Source organism: Emticicia oligotrophica DSM 17448 (assembly GCF_000263195.1).
Taxonomy (GTDB): Bacteria; Bacteroidota; Bacteroidia; order Cytophagales; family Spirosomataceae; genus Emticicia; species Emticicia oligotrophica.
On the sequence record NC_018748.1, the window covers coordinates 4224670 to 4238907 of the forward strand.

Annotated in this window: 11 protein-coding genes; 4 read left to right on the forward strand and 7 right to left on the reverse strand. The window is 32.2% G+C overall.

The features are described 5' to 3' along the window. Positions 1 to 24: 24 nt before the first annotated feature. On the forward strand, positions 25 to 744 hold the full coding sequence (locus EMTOL_RS17535) for a nitroreductase family protein (protein ID WP_015030657.1): 720 nt from the start codon (positions 25 to 27) through the stop codon (positions 742 to 744). On the opposite strand, the gene EMTOL_RS17540 is transcribed toward EMTOL_RS17535, so the two are convergent. From EMTOL_RS17540 to EMTOL_RS17560, 5 genes are all read right to left on the reverse strand, one after another. Further along, positions 734 to 2209, reverse strand: a complete 1476-nt coding sequence (locus tag EMTOL_RS17540) for an O-antigen ligase family protein (RefSeq protein WP_015030658.1) — start codon at positions 2207 to 2209, stop codon at positions 734 to 736. The two genes, EMTOL_RS17535 and EMTOL_RS17540, sit on opposite strands and share 11 nt — an antisense overlap. After that, entirely contained in the window at positions 2175 to 3476 is a 1302-nt protein-coding gene (locus EMTOL_RS17545) for a lipopolysaccharide biosynthesis protein (protein WP_015030659.1), read from the reverse strand. The genes EMTOL_RS17540 and EMTOL_RS17545 overlap by 35 nt, the downstream gene beginning before the upstream one ends. Before the next feature lie 184 nt (positions 3477 to 3660). Further along, a complete protein-coding gene (locus tag EMTOL_RS17550; RefSeq protein ID WP_015030660.1) occupies positions 3661 to 4839 on the reverse strand; it encodes a glycosyltransferase in 1179 nt (392 codons plus the stop codon). 1 nt (position 4840) lies between these two features. Further along, positions 4841 to 7069: an exopolysaccharide transport family protein gene (locus tag EMTOL_RS17555; RefSeq protein ID WP_015030661.1), complete on the reverse strand. Its 2229-nt coding sequence runs from the start codon at positions 7067 to 7069 to the stop codon at positions 4841 to 4843. An 87-nt stretch (positions 7070 to 7156) separates the two neighbouring features. Beyond that, the gene (locus EMTOL_RS17560) at positions 7157 to 7900 is read right to left on the reverse strand and encodes a TolC family protein (RefSeq protein WP_305953265.1); all 744 of its coding nucleotides are present in this window, start codon (positions 7898 to 7900) and stop codon (positions 7157 to 7159) included. A gap of 219 nt (positions 7901 to 8119) precedes the next feature. Between EMTOL_RS17560 and EMTOL_RS17565 the strand changes: the two genes are divergently transcribed. Then, entirely contained in the window at positions 8120 to 8659 is a 540-nt protein-coding gene (locus tag EMTOL_RS17565; RefSeq protein ID WP_015030663.1) for a heme NO-binding domain-containing protein, read from the forward strand. Then, positions 8656 to 10806 carry a PAS domain-containing hybrid sensor histidine kinase/response regulator gene (locus EMTOL_RS17570; RefSeq protein WP_015030664.1) on the forward strand — a complete coding sequence of 717 codons (2151 nt, stop codon included), beginning with the start codon at positions 8656 to 8658 and terminating at the stop codon, positions 10804 to 10806. Before EMTOL_RS17565 ends, EMTOL_RS17570 begins: the two co-directional genes overlap by 4 nt. Positions 10807 to 10953: 147 nt before the next feature. Here EMTOL_RS17570 and EMTOL_RS17575 read toward each other — a convergent pair whose 3' ends face one another. Both EMTOL_RS17575 and EMTOL_RS17580 read right to left on the reverse strand, forming a co-directional pair. Then, positions 10954 to 11859 carry an alpha/beta fold hydrolase gene (locus EMTOL_RS17575; protein ID WP_015030665.1) on the reverse strand — a complete coding sequence of 302 codons (906 nt, stop codon included), beginning with the start codon at positions 11857 to 11859 and terminating at the stop codon, positions 10954 to 10956. Between the two features lie 5 nt (positions 11860 to 11864). After that, on the reverse strand, positions 11865 to 12623 hold the full coding sequence (locus EMTOL_RS17580) for an enoyl-CoA hydratase/isomerase family protein (RefSeq protein ID WP_015030666.1): 759 nt from the start codon (positions 12621 to 12623) through the stop codon (positions 11865 to 11867). A 143-nt stretch (positions 12624 to 12766) separates the two neighbouring features. Here EMTOL_RS17580 and EMTOL_RS21945 point away from each other — a divergent pair, with 143 nt between their 5' ends. Then, a complete protein-coding gene (locus EMTOL_RS21945; RefSeq protein WP_015030667.1) occupies positions 12767 to 14206 on the forward strand; it encodes a leucine-rich repeat domain-containing protein in 1440 nt (479 codons plus the stop codon). The last annotated feature ends 32 nt before the right edge of the window (positions 14207 to 14238 follow it).

Genomic DNA, 14238 nt, shown 5'->3' on the forward strand with positions numbered 1-14238 from the left:
CAATAAAACCCCTAACTACCTTCAATGAACTTCGACCAAATTTTAAAAGCACGCCGTTCGGTGAGAGTATATGATGAAAATGCCGGTTTTGATAGCCAAATAGTTACGAAAAGCTTAGAAAGGTCCGTACTTTCGGCCAATAGCTCAAATATGCAGCTTTGGGAATTTTACCAAATATCGAGCGAAGAAAAAAAGAAAAAAATTGTACGTGCATGTATGCATCAGTCTGCCGCACGTACAGCATCTGAATTAGTTGTGTTTGTTACCCGTCATGATAAATGGAAAAAACGAGCTGCTTGGAATTTGGCAAATATGGAAAAACAATTTGTGGGTAAAGAAATTACATCTAAGGACAAAAGAGCGTTAAATTATTACAAAAAACTAATGCCATTGTTTTATACAAACGACTTTTTAGGTATAGCTACTCTTATTAGATTTCTTATTGTTTCATACCACACAATTATTGGAAAACCAATTATTCATTTAATTACGCATGCCGACCAAAGGGTTTCGCTGCATAAGACTTGTGCATTAGCCGCTCAGACTTTTATGCTCAGCATGAAATCAGAAAATTATGATACTTGTCCAATGGAAGGTTTTGATGAACGAATAATTAAAAGAATTTTGAATTTACCAGCAAGTGCTGAAGTTTGTATGGTTATAGCATGCGGAATTGGTAAATCAGAAGGCATATACGGACCACGTACTCGAGTACCGAATGATGAAGTTATTTTTAAAGTATAGTTTTTGCCTGTTTTGAAAATGGATAACTTAATCCACAGATTTTTTTTGCCTTAAACATCAAAGCCCAACCCACATATAGTAAAATTCCTGTTGGCATTTGTCCTAAAATACCATTTCCATAACTCGCTACATAAATCCCTAAAGTTCCAGCATGAATTGCAAGGAATTGTTGCCGTAAATTTTTGTCAGGAAGGTTCCAAAGAATGATACCGCCTTGAATGGCAATATAAAACAAGATAATTAGGTGAACAGTTAGCCCAACTGCTCCTTCCTCGGCCCAAATTCTAACGAACCAACTATCGGTAGGAGTCTGTGCAAGAAAACTATTTGGACTAAACCTTAATCCCCAGCTTCCTGCAGAGCCCACCCCTCCACCAAAAGGTCTTGAAGCTAAATAATTTGCTAGCTTTTTCTGATTTTCAAGTCTTACTAATAAAGAAGCATCGTTAGGGTCTAGGGCAGTTCGCATTCGATTGATAGCATAAACGTTTTGTCCAATAAAAGTAAATTTTAATATATAAAACACAATACCACCAATCAATACACCTCCACCAAAAACTCTAAAGTTTTTACTCATGAAAAAATATGTCATAAAACCAATAGCAGGTACTGCCATCGCACCTCGGGTTCCAGAAATAAACATGCCAATTAATGAAAGGAATGCAGCTGTAAAGTAAAATATTTTTCGTTTTAAGCTAAGTCCACTTTGTAATGCCAAAATGGTAGCCACAACTAAAGTATGTGCTTGTGAAGCACCAAACTGGCCTGCATCCGAATAAAATGAAAATACTCTCAATTTACCGAAAAGTATGTGTTGTTTAGCTGCACCTGCATCAAGCCAAGCTTGTTCAAAAGAGTCAACACCTATTATATTTTGTTTTAGTCCATTAATTGAGCCAATTATTGAAATTATCAACCAAAGGTTAAGATAAAGGTCTAAATCTTTCCTTTCTTTGAGTAACACAAATGTCAAAGGTACTGCTAAAAACATGTAAAGCGAGACCCCTCTCATGGCATAAAACCATGCTTCAAAACTTCGTGCTTCTGGATTAAAAATTTCTAATACATTATAGCCCATCCAGATAATTGATACTATGGTAAGTCCACTGCTGGCTTCCGACCAATCAATTTTCTGTTTTTTTACCAAAAGAGCAATAAATGTTAAAAATAAAATTCCATCAATGGCAAGACCAACGGGAGCATCGCTCACATAACGAGGAATTCCATTAACCATAAATCCCATGAATATGGTGCTGTAAATTCCTAATTTGGGGTAGGTGAAAAGTTGGTATAAAAAGAAAAAAAGGAAAGGCAAAGCCGCAAAAGCAATCCCAGCCGTAAATCCTGATTTTGAAATAATTAGTGAAAAGAAAATGCCAAATAAAATTAACAAGCCAAGGTTTAAGGGTTTTTTGAGTTGCTCAGACCCTTTAGATGCTTGAAATGGCGATGATATTTTTTTCATTGAATTGTTGTTTCATGAAATACACGCCAATAACAATGCCAAAAGTAATATTTAGCAGAGTTATTCCGATAACAGCCATTAATCCTAATTCAAAATGAAGAACTAAATAGTCACCAATGATATTGATAAACAACATTACAAATACTTTTACTGTATTTATTTGTGGGAAATTGAGAGCATCAAGCGTAATGCCAAGATAACGGTCAGTTGGTAGTAATAATACATACAACATAAATAATTTAAGTAAAACCGTTGCTTCTGCATACCCTTTACCCGCAAAAAGTACAATGGCTTCTTCAGCAAATAAGTATAATATTCCTATTATCGGTAAAATTCCTAAAGTAAATAAACCCAGCTCTTTAATGAAGTTTTTTTTCAAATCAAGTATTTTTTGGTGTGCAACTAAGTTTGAAAATCTTGGGTAGGCCGACATTGCCCAGCTTCTCAAAGGAATTTCAAAAATCTCAACTAGTTTAAGTGGTATTTGATATAGAGCAACCATGCTTGAACCAGCAAAGTGATTTATTAGCCAAATATCAACATTTTTTAGTAAACTAGAACCCACTTGTGAAAGTACAGTAAAGCGACTAAAATTGAGAAGTTCTTTATAAGAACTATCTGTTTTCTTTGGATTTGAAAATAAGGATTTAAAATTTACCCAAATGCCACGCTCAAAAATAACAGTATAAACTACAATAAATGCTCTTACTAACAAGTGTATGTTTACAACTAATTGCAAATCGAGGCTCTTCGAGAAAAATAATGCAGCTAAAAATGGAGCACTTTGTAAGAAGTTTATAAACCACAATTTAATGAATTGCTGACGAGAATGAAATATCATGGTCGCCATGTTGATGGGTAACATCAAGCAAATGACGACCGGATACTGAATAAACAACAACTCAGAAAATCTGATAAAAAAATACGATTCAAATAATACTTTTACGCTGAAAATAACCAACAAAATAATTGCTGTTAACCAAAGGCTAATTTGCCATGCACCTAGAATAAATCTTCGTTCTTGTACTTTGTCATGGCACGATGCAACATATTTTACCAATGCTTGGTAAATAGAACCAGCACGGAGCATTTCAACAAATCCAAATACGCTCAAATACAATACCCAAATACCAAAGTCTTCTTTTGAAAGCCCACGTGCCAATATACCGAATGTAAGGAAACCTAATCCTGCATTTAGAATATTGCCCATCATTAGGCTACTTCTTTCAATAAATGAGGTATCAAATTTGGCTAATAATTTTTTCATCGTAAAAGCATTTTTCTTTCTAAATGAAAGATAATAAGTATGAGTAGATTTATTCTAATTTTATTAATTATTATCTAACATATTCTGAAAAATACATATTAGACAGAAATTCTACTCACTATTTTGTAACCAAATATTAAAAATGTTGGTGTGAAATTAATAATTTCGACCCCACCAATATTATTTATTTTTCAGTTAATTCATCAATAATATGTGTTAATTCGACAGCTCTATTTTTCCATGAATTAAGTTGAGCAAATCCGATTCTTGCATCTACTAATAATTGATCTTTCTCAATAATAGCCATTTTTAGCATTTCTTCAAAACTTTTATTATCTGTGCTCTTATAAATGAGTCCTTCAAAGTCAGTTAAATCTGCAAAATCTGTACTTACAACGGGCATTCCGCTTGCTAAATATTCGTTGATTTTGAGTGGATAAATATTTTTTGTAAATTCATTTTTCTTGAAAGGTATTAGTCCAATATCAATTTTTTTCATTTCTATACCCAACTCCTCTGGTTGCTTGGCCCCTGTAAATTCAACATTGGGTAGTATGTTTAGACATGATTCTACAGTTTTATCCATGACTCGCCCAACAAATAAAAATTTGTATTCGGGCATATTTTTGATTAAGCTTTTAACAAGTTCGATATCAATCCTATCATCAATGGTACCTATGTAACCAATAATTGTTTTTGGCTTGTTTATATCTTTTTTATCACTAAAAATACCCACATCAACACCATTCTTTACTAGAAAAGTGTTTGTTTGAATCTTTTTTTTCTTTTCCAATAGTGCTTTAGATGAAACAACGACAGCGTCAACAATTTTCATGAATTCGAACTCTGTCCAGGCACCGTGTTTTTTACACCATTGAGCTTCACTTATTTCATCATAGCAATAATAGATAGTTAATTTTTCATTGAACTTTTTTTTCAAATTAAGTCCAAAGTTTGGCTGGAAAGCATTGATAAATATTGGATTTGTAAATTTTAATTTTTGGGTTACTTTTTTTATGCTTTTTTCAATAATCTTACTATTTAATTTTAGTAAGTACTTGTATATTACTTTGTTTGATATCCAGTTTATGGGTATGATTGGTGGCAAAGTTAGAACATTGATGCTGTTACCATTTTCTAAATTTATTATCCTCAATCTATCTTCTTTACCTAAAATCCGATTTATCGGAGCAGTATTTTTGCCTAGAAAACCTCTTATGACATCAATCCATGTATATGTATATTCAACATAGAGTACATCATAGAAGTTAGTCATCTCTGAAAGCAATTGTACCGTCGATTTTAGATAATCGCCCTCCCATGAAGGTAAACCAAGGCAGATAATGTCAGCTTTTGAATCCATTTTAGACTTTTTTCTTTAATAATTTATCAACAGCTAAAGAATCATTTCCAACTGCAATTGGTGATGGCTTTAATTCTTTACGCTTGAACTCAAGCCTCAACAATCGTTTAATCATAGTTTTTAATTTTGAATCTTTAGTTTGATTCTCTGCAACCAAGTTTTCAAGGGAATCAAAGGCAACCCCATTTACAATCATTTCAACTGGAATATGATAGTTTTCTAAAATTTGAACTGCTTTTTTATCTGCTTTTTTCCATGAGCGATTTGCCGATACAACCAAAAGAGATAAATGGGCATTTTTTAAAATGTTTGTTGGAATATTTCCTGTTAAAAACGGAGGAATTTCTAACAAACAATAATCATAATCATTAGGGTCAATCCAAGAACTAATAAGGTCTTCAATGCCTTTAGCTTCACTGAGTGCTTTGGTTGCAGGATATTTTAATAATCCTTCTACATAAGATGTGCGAGTTTCACTACTTGGTTGAATTGAAAGCACTCTTGCACCAGATTTTTGTAAATGTTGAGTGATTAAATTAGCTACTTCCGATTTACCCTCATTAGGTTGTGTACTTGTAATTAGAATTAATGGTGTTGTTTCACTACCATGCAAGGCACTTATTTTCAATTTAAAATTTGTTACAATCTGTCCAATTAATGTTTCTTTAATTGCCTCAGAATGATTTTTTTGATAGAAAACTGGTAATGCACCTGCTGCATTAAGTCCTGTGAATTCAATTCCTCTTTCAAGATTTTTTATTGTTCTATCGCTTAATTCTAAAATCAACAAAGTTGCTAGTACTCCAATCGCACCTACTAAGCCAGAAAGTATGATTAGCATCATTTTTTTACTTGGCATCTCTACAGTTATTGGCTCGTCAATGATGTCAAGATTTGATGAAATTTCTATATTTTGTTTGCGTAAAAGTGCAGTATTCAAATCATGTAAAATTTGAATATAGGCTCTTTCTCTCACATCAATTTCACGCTCTAACCTTGATAAACCAGAGCCCAGAGGAGCAAATCTAGCATAGTCTTCTTTGATTTCACCTAATCTAATATTTAATGAGCCAACTCTTGCTTTATTCTTTTCGACTAAAATCATGTTTTCCAGCCATGAATCTAGTAAGTTTTTTATTTGAATACTTTCAGTAGAATGTGTACGAGCATATAAGTTCTTTACACCCTCCGTTAGCAAATTTTCATAACCTTTTACTTCTTCATTCAACTTTTGCACATTTTCACCATTTGGATCTAGGTTATTTCGAGCAATAATAGTTGTTAATTCTGAGATTTTATTTTTTTGATTTAACAATTCTGAATTTTTAAAGAACGAATTTCTATCAATTTCTAGTTTTTCTTCTAACTTGGCAAGGGCTTGGTCAGCTGCTTTAAGCTCGCCTTCTAAACGATGATGTTCGTCAGTCAAATCTTCTTTTTTTCCCGCAATGGCTTTTGTTTGTTCGTAGTAATTTAGAATTTGACCGTTTTCTCTAAAGTTTTTCATTCTATCTTCAGCCTCGCTCAAATCTTTTTTAGCATTATCGAACTGTTCTTGGAAATACGCAACCACACTACCAGTTTCTGAGGCCTTTAATCCTTTATACCTTCTCATGAATACGTCAAGAGTTGTCTTAAGCGTATTTTCACATAAGCCTTTATCATTTAATGAATAAGTAATCTCAATCATATCGCTGCTTCCTTTACGATTAGCTTTGATTTCACTTAAATTTTTTAAACTAAATGGCGTTTTCTCTTCATTAAAGAAGTGTTGTAATTCTTTTGACTGTCCCGATTCGTAGATTGCCATTAATTTCTGATAGGTAGCAGGGGCATTGTTAGGCACTACAACCATACTACGTATATTTGCTGGAATCCATTTTTTTAACTTTTCAAAAGTTTTTGGATTCACATGTGTACCATCTGCCTTATCAAGAATTAATATTTCTGAAAGAAGTCTAAAACTCACTTCCTTCATTGTCTCTCGTGAACGTATGGTATTAATGATATTTTCAAATGAGTTATTTACAACGTCACGGTCTTTCCTTGACTCACCAGTACTTTCAATGTTAAAGCCCGTAGACAAACCAGTGTAAAGCATTGTTGAGCTACTATATTCTCTATCGGCATCTCTTGTAAAATAGTATGTGGCAGAAGCCATTACAAGAGGAATTAAGATTAATAGAAAAATATTTTTTTTGATTAATCTAATAAATTCAATTAGATTCATTTTATTTCTGTTGAGTTTTAAATGTTTTTGAAATCTTTCCTTCTCCAAAACCACTCATAAATTATAAATAGAGTAGTGGAATAGGGGTTATTTCAAATCTTTCAAAGAAACCCCAAGCATAATTTCTAGTTGATAATATAGTTTTTCGTAGGTGGCATTTGCTTGTTCAAATTCTGCAAAAGCGTTTGACGATAATTCTATAATGCGAACTAGCTCTGAAATATGAAGTTGTCCTTGCTGAAACTCTTTTTCAGCCATTTCTTTTTGTAAAAAGAATGCGTATTTTTTATCAGCTTTGATACTCAATAATTTATAAGCAAGCTGTGCATCCTTATAAAGGTCTGTAATTCTAAACTTAACGTCTTGTACTAAATATTGCGAATGTTGTTCAGAAGCGGCCTGACGATATTGTGCTTGTCTGATGAGATCTTTGCGGGCAAGCATATCATACAAACTAATTCTAACCGTAAGTCCAACTCTAAACGCGTTTATTGTTTGGAAGCTTAAGGAATTAAATTCTGAACTTGATATATTATTGTTAAGATTGAGTATAGCACCGTTATTTGAACGTTGGCCACCTAAATCCATAAATACTTTGTCCATCCAAAGTTTCTGAGCTACTTTAACACTATGACCATAATGTTCTGAAAGAGCATCTTGCTCCTTAATTAAGTGAGAGTTTTGTTCGGCGTAATCTAAAACTTTTTCAAGAGGAGGTAGTTCCTTTACCACGGGTACCACCGGTACTACGGGTTTGACCTCTTTCTTAGTTTGGGCTTCTGTATTTAGCCATGCCAAACTTAGAAAGATAAAAAATAATTTTTTTTTCATTTTCTTGAGTTGTTTGTGTATAATTACAATCCAAATGTGTGCCAGTTCTTTCAAAAATGAAAAAATATTGATAATCAATTTATTAAGTTTTTTTATTACCCCTAAAAATTTCCAAATTTTGGAAAAAAAATTATTTTTATGGAAAAATATATCCATTTAATAATTCTTGCATGGTTTTTGCTTATTTTAGTGAAATAGTTCTCGTTAAACCCAAAGCTGATGAAAGGAATTGTATTTACAGAGTTTATTGAAATGGTCGAAGAAAAATTTAGCTATTCAATGATGGATGAAATTATTGAATCGCTCAATCTGCCTTCGAAAGGAATTTATACTTCTGTTGGCACTTATGACCATTCAGAAATGGTGCAACTAGTAAGCAGTTTAAGTGTTCGTACCCAATTACCTGTTAGTACATTATTAAATGATTTTGGCAAACATTTACTACAATTATTTTCAAAGAAATACTCACATTTTTTTGTTGAAACAACCAATGCCTTTGATTTTTTTGAGAGGGTTGACCATTACATCCATGTTTCGGTTCTAAGACTATATCCAGATGCAGAATTACCAAAGATTACCACAACTAGAATTTCAGAAAAACAATTAGAAATGCTTTATCATTCTGATCGTAAGATGTCTGATTTAGCATTCGGATTAATTGAAGCCACACTCCAATACTATAATGAAAGTGCTACAATAGAAAAGAGTAATGTTGATGAATCTGGTTCGTTGGTAAAATTTGTAATTAGTAAATCATGAGTGAAGAAATAGAGGCTCTTAAACGTAAAATCGAACGTGAAAAAAAAGCTCGACAGCAGGCCGAAAGTTTGTTGGAAGCTAAAGCTATGGAATTATTCCAAGCAAATGAAGATTTAAAAAGGTTGAATGAATCACTAGAAAGAAGAGTAACAGAGCAAACTGAACAGCTTAGATACAGTGAAGAGAAATATCGAGGTATTATTGAAAACATGAACTTAGGGCTCATTGAGGTAGATAATAATGATATTATTATGAAAGCATATAGGCGTTTCTGTGAACTTACTGGATATGAAGAGGCTGAGTTGGTTGGCAAAAAAGCTGCTGATATTCTTTTACCCGATGATGAATTTAAAAGAATTATAGATGAGCAAAACTCAAATCGATTAGATGGAGATACTGGCGTATATGAAGTGCCCTTAAGGAAGAAAGATGGGGAAATTATTTGGGTAATTATTAGTGGAGCTCCAATTATTGAAAGTAGTGGTAAAGTAACAGGTTCGGTGGGTATTCACTTAGATATTACTGAACGAAAAAAAACACAAGAAGCATTAGAAGAAGCTCGCCAAATTGCTGAAGAGGCTAGGAGAGCTGAAAAACGTTTTTTGGCTAATATGAGCCATGAAATAAGAACACCTATCAATGCTATTATTGGAATGACTCATCTATTATATGATACGAATCCTAATAAAAAGCAAACTGAATATTTAAGTGCGATAAATTATTCTGCAGATTTATTATTGAATTTGGTTTCTGATGTATTAGATATTTCGAAAATTGAAGCAGGCGAAATGAAGCTTTCTGAGCAAATTTTTAGCCTTAAAGATTTGATTAATAGTACATTACAAACTTTCAGGCTTAGATTGCAAGGTAAGGATGTTAAATTGGTGTTTGATTTTGATGAAGAAATTGAAAATGATGTTATTGGAGATTCTACATTTTTAACTCAAATCTTGATGAACCTTTTGAGTAATGCAGTGAAGTTTACTGAAAAAGGTGAAATCGGAGTACAAGTATCGTTGTTATGTAGGTTAGGTGATTTCCTAATGACTGAAGTAAAAGTTTTTGATACAGGAATTGGAATTAGTCCACAAAATATTGACAAAATATTTGATAGCTTTAAACAAGCTGACCAAGATGTTAAAGTAAAATATGGGGGAACTGGACTTGGTTTAGCAATTGTAAAGCAGCTAGTTAACCTACATGGGGGGGAGATAAATGTTGAGAGTACATTAAATGAAGGAACTGCTTTCATATTTACTCTGCCATTAAAAGATAGTAAACAACAATCTAAGAAGCTGCATGCTTTGAATGAAGATATTTCTGAAGAATGGAAGAATTATCATGTGCTTGTCGTTGAAGATAATCTGCTAAATCAAAAATATGTGGAGGGTTTACTTTTGAAATGGAAAATGTCTTATAAAATTACAAGCAATGGTTTACTTGCCGTTGAGGCTGTAAAAAAAGAGGATTTTGATATTATTTTAATGGATATACGGATGCCCGAAATGAATGGGTATGAGGCAACAAAGGTAATTAGAAGTATGGAGGGAAATGCTAATCAAAATATACCTATCGTTGCTCTGACTGCCTCAGCAATGAGTGATGAAATAGGATTTGCTTATGAAATTGGTATGAATTCATACCTAACAAAGCCATTTACACCTGACCAATTACGTGATGTTTTGAAGCAAAAACTTACTTTGAACCCTCATAAAAAACTTGAAATTAAAGAAAAAAATATAGTGAGTTCTGTGGAAGAAAAGAAAGATTTAGCGATTGTCAATGAGGTTAATCTTGAAGAAGCCTTGCAGCCAGATTATCTAGCAAAGGTGTATGGAAATGACCGCGGTTATGCAGCAGATATGTTTAATCTATTTTTAAAGACAGTCCCTAATCAGTTTTTTCAGTTGAGACCTCTAATTGATGAACAGAAAATAGTTGAAATCGGTAAATTAGCACATCAGCTAAAGCCTTCATTTACAATGGTTGGATTACCTGAAATAACGCTAGACCTTCAGAATTTAGAAAAAAAAGCAAAGAATAATGAAGATATAGATGAGATTTTATCCCTTTTCAATGAAATTGAAGAAAAATTCAATCAGAAACTACCTTTGGTAGAACAAGAATTAGTTGAATTAAGGAAATAAATACCTAGTTTATGTTCCTTTTAACTGTCAAATACTGTTGTTGAAATACTGCTTTTATAAATAATATTTACTAATCAAATAATAAGCCTAATTTATTGACTTTTTTGTGCAAAAAATTGGCATCAATAATTTACCAAGTATTTCATATTATTTAAAACCTGTGCTTGAAATATGTTTAATTATTGAAGGTAAGATCTCTGTTAGTGCATCTTTTGGTAATTCATGGCCCATTCCTTCAACCATCATCAGATTTGATTTTGGAATTAGCGGTGCGTAAATTTGTGCATGTTTGGGATGTACTAAAGGGTCGGCAGTTCCATGTATGATAAGTGTTGGTGATTTTATTTTGTGTAATTTGTTTAATCTAGACCCAGATGCAACTATTGCACAAAATTGTTGATACCTTGCTCTAGGGTTTTGTCCTTTTCTGACCTCGATACTTTCTGTGAAAACTTCTCTAAAATAGGCTTCATCAAAAGGAAAGCGTGTTCCTCTTAAAAGCCGATAGGTAGCTACATAACTACCGACAGTTATTTTATGATTTGAATACTTGTTCTTAAAATAAAATCGCTTTATCAGGAATGGTAATAGTTTAACTATAATTTTAAGTCGATATTTATCAAATACTTTAGGATTTAGAGTGTATCCTGATGACATAATGGAAGTAAGTGATAAAACCTTTTCTGGAAAATCAATCGCAATGTGTTGGGCTATCATTCCACCCATTGAAACGCCAATAATATGTGCCTTATTGATTTGCAGGAAGTTAAGTAATTCCATGCTATCTTTAGCCATGTCTTCTAAAGTGTATGGATTACTACGATGCCATTTATCATTCATCCAAGTAGATAGACCAATATCTCTATTATCAAACCTAATAACATAATATCCTGCATCAACCAAAGGCTTAATAAAAGATTCTCCATAAATTACACATTGAGCATCAAGCCCCATAATAAGTAATAATGCTGGATTAGATTTATTTCCAAAGGTCTCAAAATATATTTCAATACCATTCACAGGTGCTTTACCAGATTCTTCAATTTTCAGCATTTTAATCATTTATTTTTCTCAAAACCTCTTAAAAAATCAGTTCTATCAGTAATTTCAGTCATAAATTCGCTTTCAATTTTTAATCCATCAACGAGTGTTGTTGACATACCTTCATTGTATAAATGTTTAAGTGCCGCAATTGTTTGAGCAGAATTTTGTATGATTTCTTGAGCCAATTTAATACCAGCTTGGTCTAATTCTTCAGTTGGGACAGCTTTATTTACCAAACCTAATTGCTCTGCTTCTTTACCAGTAATTGCTTTACAAGTAAACGACATTTCTTTAGCTTTGAGTGTTCCAACAAGTCGTGGTAATCTTTGTGACATTCCCCATTTGGGTAAAATTCCCCATTTTGCGTGTGTGTCACCAATTTTGGCATCTTCAGCGGCAATAATTAAGTCAAAAAACATCATTAATTCAGTTGCTCCGGTATAACAATGACCATGTACAAGGGCAATTGTTGGCTGTGGAATGCTTTGTAAAAGATGAGCAATTTCGTTACCAGTATTTAAAATATCAACAGCTGTAAATTGTCCACCGACTAAAGATTCATTCATGGCTTTTAGGTCAACTCCTGCGGAAAATGCTCTTCCTGAACCTTTAACAATTAATACTCTACAATTTTTATCTTCTGCTACTGCCTGAATGGCTATTTTTAGTTCTTGAATGAGTTGTGGAGTAAGGGCATTAAGTGAGGCTGGTCTATTGAGATAAATCCAAGTGATTGCTTCTTGTTTTTCAATTATTATATTTTCGTAATTCATGTGTTAGGTATTAATGTATAACAAAAATAAGTAAATCTACTTGTTGACCTAGAATTTTACATACGTTTTTGAAAAATTTCTCTCTATATAATAATTAACTAAAAATTTAGTTATATGTTTACAACCTAAATTTGGTCAAACACATGAGAAAACTATTTTTACTTTTTATTGTTGTTTTTAACAGCGTTGTTGCTCAAAATAAGAAAATTTATGGTTCGGAAGAATTTGAAAGAGTGATAATGCCACCAAGAGTACAACAGCATGAATACTTAAATTTAAGTACTATTTCTTTAGATAGTAAACAAAACAATTTAATGGTATTTGATTTAGAAGCGAAAAAATTTGCAAATGATTTCTTTAAAATAGGACTAGGCTTAGGGGTAAATATAGCTGAGTTAAACCAAAATGTTTTTTTACCAGTTACACTTTTTATTAATGAAAAAGGAGAAATCGACTATTTGGTTTATGGCTTCTTAAATCGGGGAGTTATTAATAACCGAAGAATGTTGTTCGATTCCTTGAATTCGACCAATGAGAAATATTTTTTTCAGATTGCCGAAAAGTTTCTAAATCAAACGAAAGTTTCAAAATTAGCCAAACAACTTTCTTCAAAATTTCAACTTTCTTTTACAATTCAACTTGGAAAAGATTTGAATCGTAAACCAAGTAAAACTTTTATTTCAACAATAAGTCAAGCAGAATTGTGTGATAGGCCTGACACTGTCAAAACATTAATGTTGAATAGACTTTCATTAAATGAATTTCCTCAAGTAGTATTTCGATTTAAAAATCTTGAAAAATTAGATTTATCGAATAATTATATCGTAAAAGTGCCGAAGGCAATTTGGTCTTTTAAGAAGCTTAGGTTCTTGAGTTTGAGCGGAAATTATGTTGATTATCAAAGTTTTAAATTTAAAAGAAATAGTCACCTAAAAGATTTGAACTTACAATTTACAGGTTTAGATAAAATACCAAAAGGCTTAAAAAAGAATAAAAAACTAGAAATATTGTTTATTGGAAACAATGATTTCATTACGTTTCGGAATAAAGATTTCAAGCATTTTAAAAATCTTAAATCGCTGAATTTGTATAATGTAAGAGCAAAGGCATTGCCAAGTTCAATTAAAAATTTAGTTAATCTTACGGAGTTAGACCTATATCATAACCAACTTCAGTTTTTGCCTAAAGAACTTGGTGAATTAAAAAACTTAAAAACTTTGGCTATTGCCTATAATCAATTGTGGAATTTGCCTGATGAAATTTCTTCTTTATCTAATTTACAGTTTTTATACGCTCATCATAATAAGATAAACTCGTTGCCATATTTGCCAAATTTACAGCTGTTAGACCTTGGTTATAATCTTTTTAAAGTTTTCCCTGAACAAATTTATCAATTACAAGCTTTAGAAGAATTAGATATTTCGTATAATGCTATTAATGAAATACCCATGAATTTAATAAAACTAGATAAACTTCAAAAAGCTTTTTTGAGGGGAAATCCCTTCAACAAGGGAAGTGTAGTGAGCGAGGAATATAATAAATTTGTGAATATTTTGGAAAATAGAGATGTACTTGTACGATAGCATTTTATCAAAAAAAGGCATAAATTTGATTA

Coding starts and splice junctions, on each gene's coding strand:
- EMTOL_RS17575 (WP_015030665.1), bottom strand. CDS start 11,859: ATGCTGAAAATTGAAGAATCTGGTAAAGCACCTGTGAATGGTATTGAA.
- EMTOL_RS21945 (WP_015030667.1), top strand. CDS start 12,767: ATGAGAAAACTATTTTTACTTTTTATTGTTGTTTTTAACAGCGTTGTT.
- EMTOL_RS17540 (WP_015030658.1), bottom strand. CDS start 2,209: ATGAAAAAAATATCATCGCCATTTCAAGCATCTAAAGGGTCTGAGCAA.
- EMTOL_RS17555 (WP_015030661.1), bottom strand. CDS start 7,069: ATGAATCTAATTGAATTTATTAGATTAATCAAAAAAAATATTTTTCTA.
- EMTOL_RS17560 (WP_305953265.1), bottom strand. CDS start 7,900: ATGAAAAAAAAATTATTTTTTATCTTTCTAAGTTTGGCATGGCTAAAT.
- EMTOL_RS17570 (WP_015030664.1), top strand. CDS start 8,656: ATGAGTGAAGAAATAGAGGCTCTTAAACGTAAAATCGAACGTGAAAAA.
- EMTOL_RS17535 (WP_015030657.1), top strand. CDS start 25: ATGAACTTCGACCAAATTTTAAAAGCACGCCGTTCGGTGAGAGTATAT.
- EMTOL_RS17565 (WP_015030663.1), top strand. CDS start 8,120: ATGAAAGGAATTGTATTTACAGAGTTTATTGAAATGGTCGAAGAAAAA.
- EMTOL_RS17550 (WP_015030660.1), bottom strand. CDS start 4,839: ATGGATTCAAAAGCTGACATTATCTGCCTTGGTTTACCTTCATGGGAG.
- EMTOL_RS17545 (WP_015030659.1), bottom strand. CDS start 3,476: ATGAAAAAATTATTAGCCAAATTTGATACCTCATTTATTGAAAGAAGT.
- EMTOL_RS17580 (WP_015030666.1), bottom strand. CDS start 12,623: ATGAATTACGAAAATATAATAATTGAAAAACAAGAAGCAATCACTTGG.